This window comes from Pseudomonas sp. Marseille-QA0892 (assembly GCF_054950135.1).
Genome location: NZ_CM143104.1, coordinates 1,231,080 through 1,247,575, shown reverse-complemented (window position 1 = coordinate 1,247,575; position 16,496 = coordinate 1,231,080). Strand labels below are relative to the sequence as shown.

General features: G+C 59.7%; 12 protein-coding genes. 5 read left to right on the top strand and 7 right to left on the bottom strand.

Annotation, left to right across the window (positions count from 1 at the left end):
• Window positions 1–4: 4 nt before the first annotated feature.
• Both lolD and ACY8D3_RS05785 read right to left on the bottom strand, forming a co-directional pair.
• Entirely contained in the window at window positions 5–685 is a 681-nt protein-coding gene (gene lolD, locus ACY8D3_RS05790; protein ID WP_462382437.1) for a lipoprotein-releasing ABC transporter ATP-binding protein LolD, read from the bottom strand.
• Window positions 678–1,931: a lipoprotein-releasing ABC transporter permease subunit gene (locus ACY8D3_RS05785; RefSeq protein WP_462382435.1), complete on the bottom strand. Its 1,254-nt coding sequence runs from the start codon at window positions 1,929–1,931 to the stop codon at window positions 678–680. Before ACY8D3_RS05785 ends, lolD begins: the two co-directional genes overlap by 8 nt.
• A gap of 181 nt (window positions 1,932–2,112) precedes the next feature.
• On the opposite strand from ACY8D3_RS05785, the gene ACY8D3_RS05780 reads away from it, so the two are divergent.
• The 3 genes from ACY8D3_RS05780 to ACY8D3_RS05770 are packed head-to-tail and all read left to right on the top strand — an operon-like array spanning window position 2,113 to window position 3,714.
• Window positions 2,113–2,694: a PilZ domain-containing protein gene (locus tag ACY8D3_RS05780; RefSeq protein WP_462384261.1), complete on the top strand. Its 582-nt coding sequence runs from the start codon at window positions 2,113–2,115 to the stop codon at window positions 2,692–2,694.
• The gene (locus tag ACY8D3_RS05775) at window positions 2,694–2,990 is read left to right on the top strand and encodes a phosphodiesterase (RefSeq protein ID WP_462382433.1); all 297 of its coding nucleotides are present in this window, start codon (window positions 2,694–2,696) and stop codon (window positions 2,988–2,990) included. The genes ACY8D3_RS05780 and ACY8D3_RS05775 overlap by 1 nt, the downstream gene beginning before the upstream one ends.
• A gap of 1 nt (window position 2,991) precedes the next feature.
• Window positions 2,992–3,714, top strand: a complete 723-nt coding sequence (locus tag ACY8D3_RS05770) for a glycerophosphodiester phosphodiesterase (protein WP_462382431.1) — start codon at window positions 2,992–2,994, stop codon at window positions 3,712–3,714.
• Window positions 3,715–3,850: 136 nt separating this feature from the next.
• Here the strand turns inward: ACY8D3_RS05770 and sthA are convergent, their stop codons facing one another.
• Both sthA and ACY8D3_RS05760 read right to left on the bottom strand, forming a co-directional pair.
• A complete protein-coding gene (sthA, locus tag ACY8D3_RS05765; RefSeq protein ID WP_462382429.1) occupies window positions 3,851–5,245 on the bottom strand; it encodes a Si-specific NAD(P)(+) transhydrogenase in 1,395 nt (464 codons plus the stop codon).
• 294 nt (window positions 5,246–5,539) lie between these two features.
• Entirely contained in the window at window positions 5,540–6,991 is a 1,452-nt protein-coding gene (locus ACY8D3_RS05760) for a glyceraldehyde-3-phosphate dehydrogenase (protein ID WP_462382427.1), read from the bottom strand.
• 154 nt (window positions 6,992–7,145) lie between these two features.
• On the opposite strand from ACY8D3_RS05760, the gene mfd reads away from it, so the two are divergent.
• Both mfd and ACY8D3_RS05750 read left to right on the top strand, forming a co-directional pair.
• Window positions 7,146–10,583, top strand: coding sequence for a transcription-repair coupling factor (gene mfd / locus ACY8D3_RS05755; protein ID WP_462382426.1), 3,438 nt, complete (start codon window positions 7,146–7,148; stop codon window positions 10,581–10,583).
• Window positions 10,584–10,617: 34 nt separating this feature from the next.
• Window positions 10,618–13,917, top strand: a complete 3,300-nt coding sequence (locus ACY8D3_RS05750) for a DEAD/DEAH box helicase (protein ID WP_462382424.1) — start codon at window positions 10,618–10,620, stop codon at window positions 13,915–13,917.
• A 12-nt stretch (window positions 13,918–13,929) separates the two neighbouring features.
• On the opposite strand, the gene ACY8D3_RS05745 is transcribed toward ACY8D3_RS05750, so the two are convergent.
• The 3 genes from ACY8D3_RS05745 to ACY8D3_RS05735 all read right to left on the bottom strand — a co-directional run bounded on the left by ACY8D3_RS05745 (window position 13,930) and on the right by ACY8D3_RS05735 (window position 16,479).
• Window positions 13,930–14,673: an S-methyl-5'-thioinosine phosphorylase gene (locus tag ACY8D3_RS05745; protein ID WP_462382422.1), complete on the bottom strand. Its 744-nt coding sequence runs from the start codon at window positions 14,671–14,673 to the stop codon at window positions 13,930–13,932.
• Window positions 14,674–14,680: 7 nt separating this feature from the next.
• On the bottom strand, window positions 14,681–15,679 hold the full coding sequence (gene nagZ / locus ACY8D3_RS05740; RefSeq protein WP_462382420.1) for a beta-N-acetylhexosaminidase: 999 nt from the start codon (window positions 15,677–15,679) through the stop codon (window positions 14,681–14,683).
• Between the two features lie 101 nt (window positions 15,680–15,780).
• Window positions 15,781–16,479 (bottom strand): TetR/AcrR family transcriptional regulator, encoded by a 699-nt coding sequence (locus tag ACY8D3_RS05735; RefSeq protein ID WP_462382418.1) that lies wholly within the window; start codon window positions 16,477–16,479, stop codon window positions 15,781–15,783.
• Between the last annotated feature and the right edge of the window lie 17 nt (window positions 16,480–16,496).

Genomic DNA, 16,496 nt, shown 5'->3' with positions numbered 1-16,496 from the left:
ACGCTTAAGCCTCCACCAGCCGACCATCGTCCAATCGCAGGATCCGGTCCATCTGACGCGCGAGCTGCATGTCGTGCGTCACGACGAGAAATGTCGTCCGTGACGCCTGGCTAAGCTCCTGCATCAGTTCCTGAATCCCGTGTGCGGTATGCTGGTCGAGGTTGCCGGTTGGCTCGTCGAGTAACACGAGTGCTGGCTGGTTGACCAGTGCACGAGCAATAGCAACGCGCTGGCGCTCGCCACCGGAGAGCTCGCTGGGTTTATGGTCAAGCCGATGGCCGAGCCCTACTCGCTCAAGCAGCGCACTGGCTCGCTTGCGTGCGTCAGGTATTGCCGTGCGGCCGATCAGCAGCGGCATGCAGACATTCTCAAGCGCCGTGAACTCAGGCAGCAGGTGGTGAAATTGGTAGACGAAACCCAGCGCCCTGTTGCGCAGCTGGCCTCTTGCCTTCTCGTTCAGCGCAGAAAGCTCCTCACCCGCCAGCCATACACTGCCCGTACTCGGTGTATCCAATCCACCCAGAAGGTTCAGCAGCGTGCTCTTGCCTGACCCCGAGCTGCCTACGATAGCGACGCGTTCGCCAGGTCGCAGCTCGAGCTGGATCGCGCTCAGTACTTCAACCGTCTGCGGGCCCTCGTCGTAGTGCTTGCCCAGATTACGGCAACTGAGGACGGAATCATTCATGACGTAAAACCTCCGCGGGCCGGGTGCGCGCCGCACGCCAGGCGGGATAGAGAGTAGCGAGGAAAGCAAGCACGAGTGCAGCCAGGCAGATCGTTACCACGTCTGAGGCGAGCACTTCGGACGGCAGATAATCGATGAAATACACATCGGCACTCAGGAATTTGTGGCCCAGTAAGCGCTCAAGCAGGGCGATGCCTGCACTGACGTTAAGTGCCGCCAGGACGCCGAGGACGCCGCCTATCGCCGTACCGAATACGCCAATGACGGTGCCTTGCACCATGAAAATGCGCATGATCTGGCCGGGAGTTGTGCCAAGCGTACGCAGGATAGCGATGTCGGAGCGCTTGTCGTTCACGACCATGACAAGGGTGGAGATGATGTTGAAGGCGGCAACTGCCACGATCAGCAAGAGCAGCAGCCCGATGATGGATTTCTCCATGCGAATGGCCTGGTAGAGATTGCCATGGGTGCGCGTCCAGTCACGGGTATAAAACGACTGGCCAAGCGTATCGGACAGCTCCCACGCCGTCTGTGGTGCCTGGAAGAGATCGTGCAGTTTCAGACGGAGCCCCTGGACATCCGAATCAGGCCATCGCTTGAGGCGGGCGGCATCGCTGTAATGGGTCAGGGCAAGGTAACCATCGATCTCACCGGCACCCACATGGAATAGCCCGACGACGGTGAACCGCTTCATGCGCGGGAACATGCCGGCAGGTGTCACCGAGACCTCCGGCGCGACGAAGGTCACCTTGTCGCCCACCACCACGCCGAGCCGCTTGGCTGCGGTATCGCCAAGGATGATGCCGAACTCGCCCGGCTTGAGGGAATCAAGCGAGCCTTTACCGGGAAGGAAGAAACGATCGATGATCGAGACGCGCGATTCCAACTCTGGATCAACTGCGTTGACCAGGACCTTTTGCGCCTCACCGGTGCTTGTCAGCAAACCCTGCATCTGCGTGTACGGCGCAATGGCGACGACCTGCGGATTCTGACTTACCTCGCCTGCCAGCTTGCGCCAGTCCGCGATCGGTTCGGAAGACTCTACGCTCGCATGCGGGACCAGCCCAAGCACCCGCTCACGCATTTCCCGGTCAAATCCGTTCATGACCGAAAGCACGACGATCATCACGAGCACGCCAAGCGCGAGCCCTATGATCGACGTGAGGGAAATGAACGAAACGAAGTGATTACGGCGTTTGGCTCGGGTATAGCGCGAGCCGATATAAAGAGACAGCGGTCTGAACATGTAAGGCCGATTCGCTGGAATGATGAGCCACGGAGCGCAGTTTGGACTAACGTTCCGGACGGAGGTGCCACCGGCGCCGTCATCGAATGTAAGTGGCAGTTGCGACGAGAGGAACAACCGCACGCTGGACGCTTGCGGCGGCCTGATACACTCCATGAATCAACGCAGCCATGGGACCGCCATGTCGACACGAGACGCAGACGAGCGCCGCGAATACTACCGTATCGAGGACTCCATCGCACTGGAAATAAGGCCGCTATCCATGGAGGCGGCGCACGATTCAGAGCCACTACATGACGATTCCACGCTCTTCAATCTGCTGGCTGACCTTCATGCCAGTGACTTTGAATCCCAGCATCTGCTGCGCCAGATCGGTGAACGTGATCGCGCTACGGCTGGGTACCTCAAAACAGTGAGCAAGCGTATCGATCTGCTTGGCCAGGTCGTCGCGCAGCAGCTACTTCGGGAAATCGGGCCTGCTCGTAGGGTTATCCTCTCAGAAGGCGGAATAAGTCTTCGTACCGAGACCCCCTACGCATTGGGTGACCCGCTTGCAATGCGCATCGTTCTGCTCCCGCAGGCGCTGGGACTGCTTCTCAAGGCCCGTGTCGTGCATTGCCAGCCGGCCGAAGACGGCGGGTATGACCTGGGCACCGAATTCGAAGGTCTACAGGATTCGCAACGGCAGTTACTTGCCCGGCATATCTTCCAGCGACAGGCTCATGCCCGCCGAGTCGCCCGACAGCAGGCCGAAGAATCATGATGCGCTTTCCTAGCATAGCCATCAGCACCGCGCTGTGTGCCTGGGCTACATTCTCTAACGCTCAAACCATTGCCATACCCGTCGGTGAACAAGGCTCGACATCCGGGCCATTGCCCCAGACAGGCCAGACGCGCATGAATGTGCTCGAAGGGTTCGGGCTTCCTGACGAAGAACACGCGCCAGTGGGCAAGCCACCGATTCAACGCTGGGATTACCGCACGTTCAGTGTGTATTTCGAGAACGACCGCGTGATAAACAGCGTTCGCCATCATCAGCGATTGCAGAAGGAAGAATGACGTGACCTTGATTTATGGACACCGTGGCGCGAAGGGCGAGGCCCCTGAGAACACGCTCGTAGGTTTCCAGACCTGTCTCGACCATGGCGTCCGCCGCTGCGAGCTCGACCTGCACCTGTCGCGCGACGGTGAGCTCATGGTAATACATGATCCGACACTGCGGCGCACGACGGGCCGACGCGGCAAGGTGGCCGAACGCACGGCTTCGGAGCTGGTCACGGTTGACGCGCGCCAGGGCGGACCCGGGCATATTCATCCCGCGCCCATTCCGACACTGGATGAACTCTTCGAGAAATGTCCGTTCGAGCATTGGCAGCTGGAAGTGAAAAGCGCATCTCGAGTCAGGGCAGCCAAGACTGTACAGGCCATCAAGCAGCTTGCGGAACAACACGGCGTACTGGATCGCATCACGGTGACCTCCAGCTCTCGCGAGGTGTTGCGCGCATTGACCCGGCTGGCACCTGAGATATCACGCGGACTGGTCGCTGAATACGCCTGGCTCGACCCATTGAAAGCGGCCAAGGCCTACGGCTGCGACATGCTTGCGCTGAATTGGACGTTATGCACGCCCGAACGCCTGCTCAAGGCTCAGAAACAAGGATTGCACGTGTCGGTATGGACGGTGAACGAGGCCGCCCTGATGCGCCGGCTGGCTGACTTCGGCGTAGACAGCATCATCACCGACTTTCCTGGACTTGCCGTCCGGACACTGCAACGCCAATGAAGATATGATGCCGCTGCGGCGCCCCGGAAGGCGCGCAGCGGGCCTGATCAAAAGCTCTCACGATTGGGCCATGCCCAATCGCCAAACTTGTCGAAACCTTGTTCCCCGACCGACTCAGGCAGCCGACCGGAGCCGATCAAAAAAGCCGGTTCAGACCGTCGAAGGCAGCTACGCGATAGGCTTCCGCCATCGTTGGATAGTTGAACGTAGTGTTGACGAAATACTTGATGCTATTCGCTTCGCCCTTCTGGTTCATGATCGCCTGGCCGATGTGAACGATCTCCGAAGCTTGATAACCGAAGCAATGCACGCCCAGCACTTCCAGTGTCTCGCGATGGAAGAGCAGCTTCAGCATGCCCACGGGCTCATGTGAGATCTGTGCCCGCGCCATGCTCTTGAAGAAGGCCTTACCCACTTCGTAGGGGATTTGGGCCTGCGTCAACTCACGCTCGGTCTTACCCAGCGAACTGATCTCAGGGATGGTATAGATGCCGGTGGGAATGTCATCGACCACGCGCCAGCTGCCGTTTTCCACAATGCTGCCCGCCGCCGACCGCCCTTGGTCATAGGCCGCACTGGCAAGGCTCGGCCAACCGATGACGTCCCCTGCCCCATAGATGTTACTGACCTCAGTGCGATAGCACTCATCGACCTGAATCTGACCACGGCTGTTCACGCTTACGCCGACGTTCTCAAGGCCCAGCTTGTCGGTGTTACCGGTCCGTCCGTTACACCACAACAAGGCATCAGCCTTGATCTTCTTGCCGGACTTCAGGTGCAGGATCACGCCATTGTCGAGCCCTTCGACGCGCTCGTACTCCTCGTTGTGCCGCACCACGACATTGTTCGTCCGCAAGTGGTAGCCCAACGCATCCGAAATCTCATCGTCCAGGAAGCTCAACAGCTGGTCCCGCGTATCGATAAGATCGACCAGCACACCCAGCCCGCTGAAGATGGATGCATATTCGCAACCAATGACACCAGCGCCATAGATCACCAAACGGCGAGGCGTGTGGCTAAGGCTGAGGATGGTGTCGCTGTCATAGACGCGCGGATGGGTGAAGTCGATGTCGGCTGGGCGATAGGGACGAGAGCCCGTGGCAACGATGAACTGCTTCGCTACGAGCGTTTCCATCATGCCGTTCAGACAGACCACATGGACGCTTTGGTCATCCGCGAAGCTGGCCGTGCCGAAAAAGGTATCGACCCGGTTACGTGCGTAATAGCTGGTCCGCGAAGCCACCTGCTTCGAAATGACCTTCTCGGCACTGCGCAGGACGTCCGGGAAGGAAAACCAGCGGGGCTCACCGATCTGGCGAAACATCGGGTTGTTGTTGAACTGCATGATCTGCCGAACCGAATGTCGCAGCGCCTTGGACGGGATCGTGCCAAGGTGGGTGCAGTTACCGCCGACCAGGGGGCGATCGTCGACCACCGCCACCTTGCGCCCGGCCTTCGCCGCGTTCATCGCCGCGCCTTCACCCGCCGGGCCCGAACCCAGCACCACCACATCGTAGTTGTAGACAGCCATGTTTACTCCTGTTCGCAAGCTGGCCCGCCGCTCGGCGGTGTCTCAGCTGGATCATTGCAGCGCTGCGACCTCTTGCCGCAGAACCGGCGCCGGGGCGCATCGTAGCTCAAAACGGCCCCGTTTGCAGGACAGGCGGTGTCCTCGAGCGCCTATTGGTTATCAAACAGACCTTCGGGCGCGCGCAATTGCGCCGTTACAGCCCTGCAAGCTTAGCCTGCATCGACCTACGCGCTGCCTGGGGAAAAACAACGAATAAAAAAAGGAGCCCGAAGGCTCCTTTTTCTTACGCGAGCGTTACGCGCGTGGGAAGTCTGGCGGGTTGACCCCTGCCATCTCTTCAAGAACGCGGACCACCTGGCAGCTATAGCCAAACTCGTTGTCGTACCAAACGTACAGGACGACGCGGTTATCGTTGACGATGGTCGCTTCGGCGTCGACGACACCTGCGTAGCGCGAACCAACGAAATCGCTCGAAACCACCTCTGGCGAGTTCACGAAGTCGATCTGCTCGTGCAGATCGGAATACAGCGCCATGTGACGCAGATACTCATTCACCTCGGTCCTGTCGGTCGATTTCTCGAGATTCAGGTTCAGGATGGCCATCGATACGTTCGGCGTCGGAACGCGGATCGCATTACCGGTCAGCTTGCCAGCCAGCTCAGGCAGTGCCTTCGCGACGGCCTTCGCGGCGCCGGTCTCGGTGATGACCATGTTGAGCGCAGCACTACGTCCACGGCGGTTGCCCTTGTGGAAGTTGTCGATCAGGTTCTGGTCGTTGGTGTACGAGTGAACCGTTTCGACGTGGCCGTTGACGATACCGTACTTGTCGTTGAGCGCTTTCAGCACTGGAACGATCGCGTTGGTCGTGCATGACGCAGCGGTGACGATCTTGTCTTCGTCAGTGATCGTCCCGTGATTGATACCGTGGACGATATTCTTCAGCGAGCCTTTGCCAGGCGCGGTGAGGATGACGCGATCGACGCCTGCGCACTTCAGGTGCTGCGAAAGGCCTTCGGCATCACGCCACTTGCCCGTATTGTCCACGACCAGCGCATTCTGAATGCCGTACTTGGTGTAGTCGACGGTCGACGGGTCGTTCGAATAGATGACATGAACCAGGTTGCCATTAATGATCAGGCAGCTGTTCTCTTCATCGACAATGATCGTGCCATCGAACGAGCCGTGTACCGAGTCGCGACGCAGCAGGCTTGCGCGCTTGGCCAGGTCGTTGTCAGCACCCTTGCGCACAACGATGGCACGCAGGCGCAGGCCTTCACCGCCGCCCGTCTTCTCGACCATGATGCGCGCCAGCAGGCGGCCGATGCGACCAAAGCCGTACAGCACCACGTCACGGCCCTTGCGGTCGCCGGTACCTTGCTTGCCAATGACTTCAGAAAGTTCTTCGCGAAGGAAATCATCTACGCTACGGCCATTGCCTTCTTCCTTGAACTTGACCGTCAGACGGCCGAGGTCGATGGTCGCAGGGCCGAGCTTGAGTTCGCTCAATGCTTTGAGGATAGGGAAGGTATCCTGTACGGACAGTTCGACTTCGTCGGCCTGACGGTGGCGCGTGAAGCGGTGTCCCTTGAGCAGGTCGATGACGGAGCGGTTGATCAGGCTGCGGCCATAGAGCGTGATGGCGACATTGTTGTTCCGGTAAAGCTGACCGATCAGCGGTATCATGGCCTCCGCCAGAGCTTCACGATCAATCCATTCACCAAGGCACTGGTCGGGCTTTTGAGTCACTGTCATACCTTCCATATGTAGGGGCTGAAAACAGGAGCTACATTATGACGACGCGTTCGAACGTCGGCAATCTGCAGCGGTCATGACACTGACAGCGCTTCTTCCAGATAGTTACAATTCCCGCGCTCGAAATTGAACGGAGCCACCATCGCACGTGTCTGTATTGCGCCTTCCGAATCTGCCCTCAGCGGCAGGCAAGCAACAGTGGGGGAATCTTCAGGGCGCCGCCCTTCCCCTTGCCATCGCCGAATCCGCCAGTGCAGCCAAGCGATTTACGCTGCTGCTGACTGCGGACAGCCAGACCGCCGAGCGTTTCGAGCAGGAGCTCAAGTTTTTCGCGCCTGACCTGCCGGTTCTGCATTTTCCGGATTGGGAAACACTTCCTTACGATGTGTTCTCGCCCCATCAGGACATCACGTCTCAGCGCATTGCAACGCTCTACCGCCTGCCTGAGCTGACCCGGGGCATTTTGGTAGTCCCTATCGTTACGGCCCTACATCGGCTGGCGCCGACGAGCTTTCTGCTCGGCTCGAGCCTGGTCTTGGATGTCGGCCAGAAGCTCGATGTCGAGCAGATGAGGTTGCGACTGGAAGCCGCGGGGTATCGTTACGTTGAAACCGTATACGAGCATGGCGAGTTTGCCGTCCGTGGCGCGTTGATCGATCTCTTTCCCATGGGAAGCAACCTCCCGTTTCGTATCGACCTGTTCGACGACGAGATCGAAACGTTGCGCACGTTTGACCCCGAAACACAGCGCTCGATAGACAAGGTTGAATCCATACGCCTGCTCCCGGCGCGCGAATTCCCCTTGCGCAAGGAAGCCGTGACCGGTTTCCGCGCACGCTTCCGCGAGCGCTTCGATGTCGATTTCCGCCGCTGCCCGATCTATCAGGACCTTTCCACAGGCATTACACCGGCCGGTATCGAGTACTACCTGCCGCTGTTCTTTGAAGAAACTGGCACGCTCTTCGATTACCTGCCCGGTGACGCACAGGTGTTTTCCCTGCCGGGAATCGAACAGGCCGCCGAGCAGTTCTGGACAGACGTCCGCACCCGCTACGAGGATCGCCGCTACGATCCTGAACGCCCTCTCCTGCCTCCCGGTGAACTCTTCCTGCCAGTCGAGGATTGCTTCGCCAGGCTGAAGAACTGGCCTCGCGTCGTTGCTGGCGCGGATGACCTTGAGCCTGGCGTGGGCAGAGAGCGCTTTTCCAGCCACCGGTTCCCAGAACTTGCCATCGAAGCCAAGGCGGCAGAACCCATGGGCGCGCTACGGCGTTTCCTTGATGGCTATGACGGAAGGGTCCTGTTCACGGCAGAGTCAGCCGGGCGGCGCGAAGTCCTGCTTGAAATGCTGGCACGCCTGAAGTTGAAACCGGTCGAGGTGGAGAGCTGGCCGGACTTTGCCACCTCCAGCGAGCGACTCGCGATCACCATCGCCCCGCTCGATGATGGATTGCTCCTCGACGACATAGCCCTGATCGCCGAAAGCCCGCTATTCGGTCAACGCGTGATGCAGCGTCGCCGCCGAGAAAAAACGCGGGACGGCGGTGAAAACGTCATCAAGAACCTCACCGAACTGCGTGAAGGTGCCCCTGTTGTACATATCGACCATGGCGTCGGCCGCTACCTCGGATTGATTACGCTAGAGATCGAGGGCCAGGCCGCCGAATTCCTGGCGTTGCAGTACGCCGACGAAGCGAAGCTATACGTGCCGGTTTCGAGCCTGCATCTCATTGCGCGCTATACCGGAACGGATGATGCGCTTGCACCGCTGCACCGACTTGGATCGGAAACCTGGCAGAAAGCCAAGCGCAAGGCGGCCGAGCAGGTACGTGACGTCGCGGCAGAGCTGCTGGACATCTATGCCCGCCGCGCGGCGCGTGAGGGCTATGCCTTCACTGATCCGAAGACCGACTACGAAACGTTCAGCGCCGGCTTTCCGTTCGAAGAGACACCAGACCAGCAATCCGCGATTGAAGCCGTTCGTGCCGACATGCTTTCGGGCCGTCCAATGGATCGCCTGGTTTGCGGCGACGTTGGCTTCGGCAAGACGGAAGTGGCAATGCGGGCTGCATTCATCGCAGTGCACAGCGGCAAGCAGGTCGCAGTTCTCGTACCGACCACCCTGCTTGCCCAACAGCACTACAACAGCTTCCGTGACCGTTTTGCCGACTGGCCGGTGAAGGTCGAGGTAATGAGTCGATTCAAATCGGCGAAGGAAGTGGACGGCGCGGTTCAGCAATTGGCTGACGGAAAAGTCGACATCGTCATTGGCACCCACAAGCTGCTCCAGGACGACATCAAATTCCAGAATCTGGGCCTGGTGATCATCGACGAAGAGCATCGTTTCGGCGTCCGTCAAAAGGAGCAACTAAAAGCGCTGCGCAGCGAAGTCGACATCCTGACCCTGACCGCAACGCCCATCCCGCGCACCCTGAACATGGCCGTTGCCGGCATGCGGGATCTGTCGATCATCGCAACGCCTCCTGCTCGGCGCCTCTCGGTTCGAACGTTCGTGATGGAGCAGCAGAACGCGGTCATCAAGGAAGCCCTGCTGCGTGAGCTTCTGCGCGGCGGCCAGGTGTACTACCTGCACAACGAAGTGAAGACCATCGAGAAGTGCGCAGCGGATCTCGCTGCGCTCGTGCCGGAAGCCCGCATTGCGGTCGGCCATGGCCAGATGAACGAGCGTGAACTCGAGCGTGTCATGAGCGACTTCTACCACAAGCGCTTCAACGTGCTCGTGGCATCCACGATCATCGAAACCGGTATCGACGTTCCAAGCGCGAATACCATCATCATCGAGCGCGCGGACAAGTTCGGGCTGGCTCAACTTCACCAGTTGCGAGGTCGCGTAGGCCGTAGTCACCACCAGGCCTACGCCTATTTGCTCACACCGCCGCGCAAGGGCATGACGCCGGACGCAGAGAAGCGTCTCGAAGCGATTGCCAATGCACAGGATCTGGGCGCCGGGTTCGTATTGGCGACGCATGATCTCGAGATTCGTGGCGCGGGTGAACTGCTGGGCGAGGGCCAGAGCGGCCAGATCCAGGCGGTAGGCTTCACGCTGTACATGGAGATGCTCGAGCGGGCGGTCAAAGCCATTCAGAAAGGCGAACAGCCCAACCTCGAGCAACCTCTCGGCGGCGGCCCGGAAATCAATCTACGTGTACCCGCGCTCATCCCCGAAGATTACCTGCCGGACGTTCACGCCCGACTCATCCTCTACAAGCGCATCGCCAATGCCACGGATGAAGACGGTTTGAAGGAGCTTCAGGTCGAGATGATCGATCGCTTCGGCTTGCTGCCCGAGCAGACCAAGCATCTCGTCAGGCTGACCCTGCTCAAACTCAAAGCGGATGCGCTTGGTATCGTGAAGATCGATGCGGGCCCCCAGGGCGGACGCGTCGAATTCGCCGCCAATACCAAGGTGGACCCACTCACACTGATCAAGCTGATTCAGAGCCAGCCGAATCGCTACAAGTTCGAAGGCGCAACCTTGTTCCGTTTTCAGGTTCCGATGGAGCGGCCAGAAGAACGATTCAATGTGGTCGAGGCGCTTCTGGACCGATTGGAACCGACGGCGTGAAGCATGGACGCGCCATGAACAGAAGGGATAGCAGTTGCCGACAAAGCGAATCATCGACTGGCTGAAGACGCACGACTGGCGTGATCAATTCGACGTGGGGGCGCTCAAGCGCGGTGGCGCCTACGGCCGTGACAAGCGTGTACGGCTGCTGACGCTTGAAGACGAACGGATCCTCGCAACGTGCGAAGGCTCTGGAGACCAGACGTATCGTCAGTCGATCTTCATCGGAAAGAGCGGCAAGCAGCTGCATGCCGCCTGCAACTGTCCAGTCGGTTTGAATTGCAAGCACGCCGTAGCCGTTATCGAACACGTAATGGCTCAGGGAGACGATGCGGCGGCTCACGGCCCGGCACAAGGCCTGTCCAAGCCCCTACAGGAATGGCTTCACAAATTGCCCAAGGTGGCAGACGGCTCCGCGTACCCAGAGGGAGAGCTGTCACGACTGCATTACGAAGTCACCCCGGACACCAGCGTACAGCTCTATAAGGTCCGCCTCAGTCCAGACGGCGACATCGTCGACACGAAGCCCTATAACGCGCTACGCGAGGCGATCACTCGGCAGCCGAGGTTCCTGCTCCCTATCGACCTGCGCATCGCGAGGCTCGCGCTAGGAGGCAGCGACTATCGGTACGGAAACCGTCTTGTGCTGGAAGGTGAACTGGGCGCGGAACTGCTGCCGCTGATCGTAGGAACCGAGCGCGCCTATCTCGACATTGATGATGCCGCCCCACTTCGCTGGGCTGAGCCGCTGAAGGCCGCGTTTCGCTGGGCGCAAACCGAGGCGGGTGCCTTTCGCCAGGAATGGGATGTCGAAAGTGAGACCGACGTCCAGGTACTCAAACAGCTTTTACCGTTGCACTACATCGATATGGATAGCGGCCAGGTGGGCCTGCTGGATTGCAACCATCCGCCTGAGCTGGCCAGCCACCTCAGCCGTATGCCGGCAATACCGGAAGCACAGGCGGAAGCCTTCGGGCAGGCGCTCAAGACATTGGCGCCGGATCTCCCCCAACCCCGAGCGCTCGCCAGACGCGACATTGACGATATCGCTCCCATACCCCACCTCTCGCTTGGCAGCCATCTGCACACAACTTACGACACGCGCAGCGCCCGCATGGTTAGCCAGGCACAACACCGGGCAGGGCTCGCATTCAGGTACGCCGGCGCCCTCGTGCACGGCAAGCCCATGCGCGATACCCGCGTACAGGTCAGATCCGGCGATGAGTACCTGTCCATCGCTCGGCACACCAAAGCCGAACAGCGCTTCCGGAATATGCTTTTGGAAGCCGGCTTCCATGTCGCGCTGCGGCAAAGCCAGGCGTTGCCAGCGAATTCCGCTGAAATGTTCGAACTGCTCGATGACAAGGCGTGGCTCGCCTTCGTCGAGGAACGGTTGCCCACCCTCAGGAAGCAAGGTTGGGAAGTCGACATTCGCCCTGGCTTCCATTTCGATCTGACGCCGGTTGATGGCTGGTATGCGAACGTCGATGAATCGCCGAGCCAGGAATGGTTCGATATCGAACTCGGCATCGTCATCGACGGGCAGCGCGTGAGCCTCCTTCCGGTTTTACTCGGACTGATACGCAGGAATCCCAGCTTGCTGTCGAGCGAACGACTCGAACAGCGCCCGGACGAAGAGCAGGTGCATCTACAGATCGATGCTCGCAAGGATGCCGAAGGCCGACCCACCCAGGTAATGCTGCCATTCGGGCGGCTTAAGCCCTTGTTGTCGTTGCTTGCCGATATCGTCCTGCGTGATGCTGCGGGTGCGAATGCCGAACTACGGCTGGAGGCGCCCGACGCCGCAAGGCTGGCGGAGCTCGAAGGACTACCGCTCGAATGGCAAGGTGGCGAACGGGTCCGCGAATTCGCCCAACGCCTGAAGGCATTCGATGGCAGCGTTGTTGAGCCCCCCAAGGATCTGGGCGCTGAACTGCGCCCCTATCAGCGCGAAGGTCTTGCCTGGATGCAGACGCTGCGTTATCTGCAGGTCGGTGGCATCCTGGGTGACGACATGGGTCTGGGCAAAACCTTGCAAACCCTGGCCCACTTGCTGCTTGAAAAGCAATCGGGCCGACTGGACCGCCCATGCCTCGTCGTGATGCCGACCAGTCTCATTCCAAACTGGCAGGACGAAGCGACCCGATTCACGCCAGATCTACGCGTGCTCGCGTTGCATGGCCCGCAACGGCAGCGCCAATTCGATCGCCTGGACCAATACGACGTGCTGCTGACCACTTACTCGCTCCTGCCGCGAGACATCGCCAGGCTCAGGGCGCAACCGATGCACGTCGTGGTGTTTGACGAAGCACAGAATCTGAAGAATCCATCCAGCAAGGCAGCCCAAGCCGCACGCCAACTGAAAGCTCGCCAGCGGCTGTGTCTTAGCGGTACGCCACTCGAGAATCATCTGGGCGAGCTTTGGGCATTGTTCGACTTGCTAATGCCAGGCTGGCTTGGCGACAGCAAACGATTCACCCAGGATTACCGCAACCCCATTGAGCGTCAGGGCGATGCCCAGCGGATGGAGCATCTGCGCGCAAGGATCAAGCCCTTCCTGCTACGCCGTCGCAAGGAACAGGTCGCGCGGGAGCTGCCGGCCAAGAACGAATTTGTCCACTGGGTAGAATTGACTGATGCCCAGCGCGACCACTACGAAACAGTGCGCCTCGCCATGGACCGGAAGGTGCGCGATGCCATCCAGAGCAACGGCCTCGCCCGCAGCCAGATTGTGATTCTCGATGCCCTGCTGAAGTTGCGCCAGGTCTGCTGCGACCTGCGCCTGCTCGACGACGGTTCGGACCGTAAGCAGGCCGCCAACTCGGGCAAACTCACCAGCCTCATGGATATGCTCGGCGAGTTGCTCGCATCTGGACACCGTGTTTTGTTGTTCTCACAATTCACGTCCATGCTTCGTTTGATCGAAGACGAGCTCGACAAACGGAACCAGCCTTATCTGCTCCTTACGGGCGAGACAACCGATCGCCGCACCCCTGTTCAGCGGTTTCAGAACAATGAGGTGCCGCTGTTCCTGATCAGCCTGAAAGCGGGGGGCACCGGGCTCAACCTCACAGCTGCTGACACCGTCATCCATTACGACCCATGGTGGAACCCGGCGGTCGAGAATCAGGCAACAGACCGCGCCTACCGCATAGGCCAGGACAAGCCTGTGTTCGTCTACAAGATGATCACCCGGGGTACCGTCGAAGAGCGGATTCAGCAGCTACAGCAGCGCAAGGCAGACCTGGCCCACGGCCTACTTGAAAGCACGGGTGAAGGCGAATGGCGAATGGGAAGTGAAGACATCGAGGCACTCTTCGCCCCGCTACCGTAACAGGGCACTCGGTCACGCCTGAGTGGAGAGCACGCCGGCCAGGACTGCCTTAACCTTACCCATGCCACCCGCCAATGCGTGGTCGATTTCCGACATCGTGATGGGCCCGCTGGACTTGCCTGCCGCCGGGTTTACGACCAGCGCCAGGCATGCGTAGGGAAGCTCGATCTCCCGTGCCAGTGCCGCCTCCGGCATTCCCGTCATGCCAACGATGTCGCAGCCGTCCCGCTCCAACCGCTGAACCTCTGCTGCTGTCTCCAATCGAGGCCCCTGTGTGGCGCCATACACACCATGGGAACTGAAAGCGACACCGGTTCGCGTAAGCGAATCGATCAACCGAGCCCGTAACGCCGCGTCGTACGGCTCACTGAAATCGATGTGAGTGACGTGTGGGAGTACACCCTCGAAAAAAGTGTGCTCCCGACCCCATGTGTAATCAATGATCTGATGCGGCACACACAGATGTCCGCTGCCCATTGCCGAGTGAATACCCCCTACGGCATTGACAGCGATAACGGAGTCCGCACCGGCTTCCTTCAGTGCCCATAGATTGGCTCGGTAATTGACCTGATGCGGCGGGATGCGGTGTGGATGGCCATGCCGTGCCAAAAAGAGCACGTCACCGCCAGCAAACTCGCCACGCAGGATCTCGGCTGAGGGTACGCCGAAAGGCGTCTGAACCGTCAGCGCATCTCGAAGGACAAGACCTTCGAGCTGGGTCAACCCTGTACCGCCAATGACTGCGTGGACCGTCATATAGGCCTCAGGCGACGAGAGATGCGGCGCGTAACGCGCGAAGCGCTTCGAGCCAGCGGGGCGAGGACCGATAGTCATCACTGCTCATTCCGGTCGCCTGCATGCGAGACAGCCGAGGGCTCGGCTTCACGTCGAGTCGCTGCAAGGTGCTCAATGCCAACTCAGCCGCTGCCCGATCGTTGCAGACGAGGCCCATATCACAGCCCGCGCTGAGCGCCGCTTCGATCCGGCTTCCCGCATCCCCAGCTACGTGCGCACCTGCCATGGAGAGATCATCACTGAAAATCACGCCCTCAAAACCTAACTCGCCGCGCAGGATGTCCTGTAGCCATCGCTTAGAAAACCCTGCGGGCTGCTCATCAACTTGAGGATAGATGACATGTGCCGGCATCACGGCTGCGAGCCGATGGCTCAAACGCGAAAATGGCACCATGTCGCAGGCGCGGATGGTCTTCAGGCTTCGATCATCGACGGGGATGGCGACATGCGAATCGGCCTCCGCCCAACCGTGCCCGGGGAAGTGCTTGCCCGTCGCTTGCATGCCGGCATCGTTCATGCCTGCCAGGAAGCTTTCGGCCAGCGGGACCGTGCGCAAGGGGTCAGCGCCAAAGGCGCGGCTACCAATCACGCCGCTACGACCATGGTCGAGATCGAGCACCGGGGCAAAACTGAAATCGAGGCCAACCGAAAGCACCTCTGTCGCCATGACCCAGCCACAATGCCGAGCGAGTTGTATCGCATCCGAACGGCCTTCGAAGTCGCGCATCGCAGGCAACCGAACGAAGCCGTCGCGGATACGCTGTACTCGCCCTCCTTCCTGGTCGATCGCCAGCAAGATGTCGGGGCGGACCGCACGAATGGCACGGCACAGCTCCCGTACTTGGGCAGGCGTTTCCACGTTACGTGCAAAGAGGATCAAGCCGCCCACCTGGGGCTGACGCAACAGGTGCCGGTCTTCAGCCGTCAGCCAGGTGCCCTGGACGTCGAGCATCAGGGAGCCATTCATAACGAATCCTTACTGGATGTCAGGCGCGCATGTTCGCGCCATAGGGAACCGTCGAACCGACCGTAAGGGCCGGTACGAAGTGAATGGCGTAGCTTAACGGATCAGCTGGAGGGGTTCGACAGTGCCGGTCGATGGTACTGAGCGTTTGCGAGCGAGGCATCGGTCACCGCGGAATCGGCACGCATGCCGGCAGCAACGAACGGCACCATCAGGCGGAGCACCTGCTCAGTAGACATATGCACACCGAAGTCATTCTCTGCCATCGCCCTGAGGGCCTTTATCCCGGACATGGTGAAGGCAACGGAACCCAGCATGAAGTGAACCCGCCAGAACAGTTCGATGGGCGGAATGTCCGGAGCAGCATCATGGACCAGATGCATGAATCGGCGAAAAACGCGTCCATACACCTCCTCCAGGTAACGGCGCAGATGTCCCTGACTTTCGCTGAAGGCGAGCCCTAGCAATCGCATGAACATCGAGAGGTCATTACCGTTGCGAGGCTTGATGATGATCATTTGTTCGACCACCAGCTGCAGAAGCTCCTCGAGGCCAGGTGCACTAGCACCTGATGACTCATGCAGATCCAACTCACGTTCGAGATTCACGCAGAAGGGCCCAAGGAAGCGTGAAAAGACCGCCTGGATGAGCGACTTCTTTGAACCGAAGTGGTAGTTCACTGCGGCCAGGTTGACACCTGCCTTGCTGGTGATCAGCCGCAGCGATGTCTCCGCAAATCCTTTCTCGGCGAACAGCTGTTCCGCCGCGTCGAGTATGCGCTCGACCGTTTCCGACTGGGCCATTTGAAAAATGCCTGACA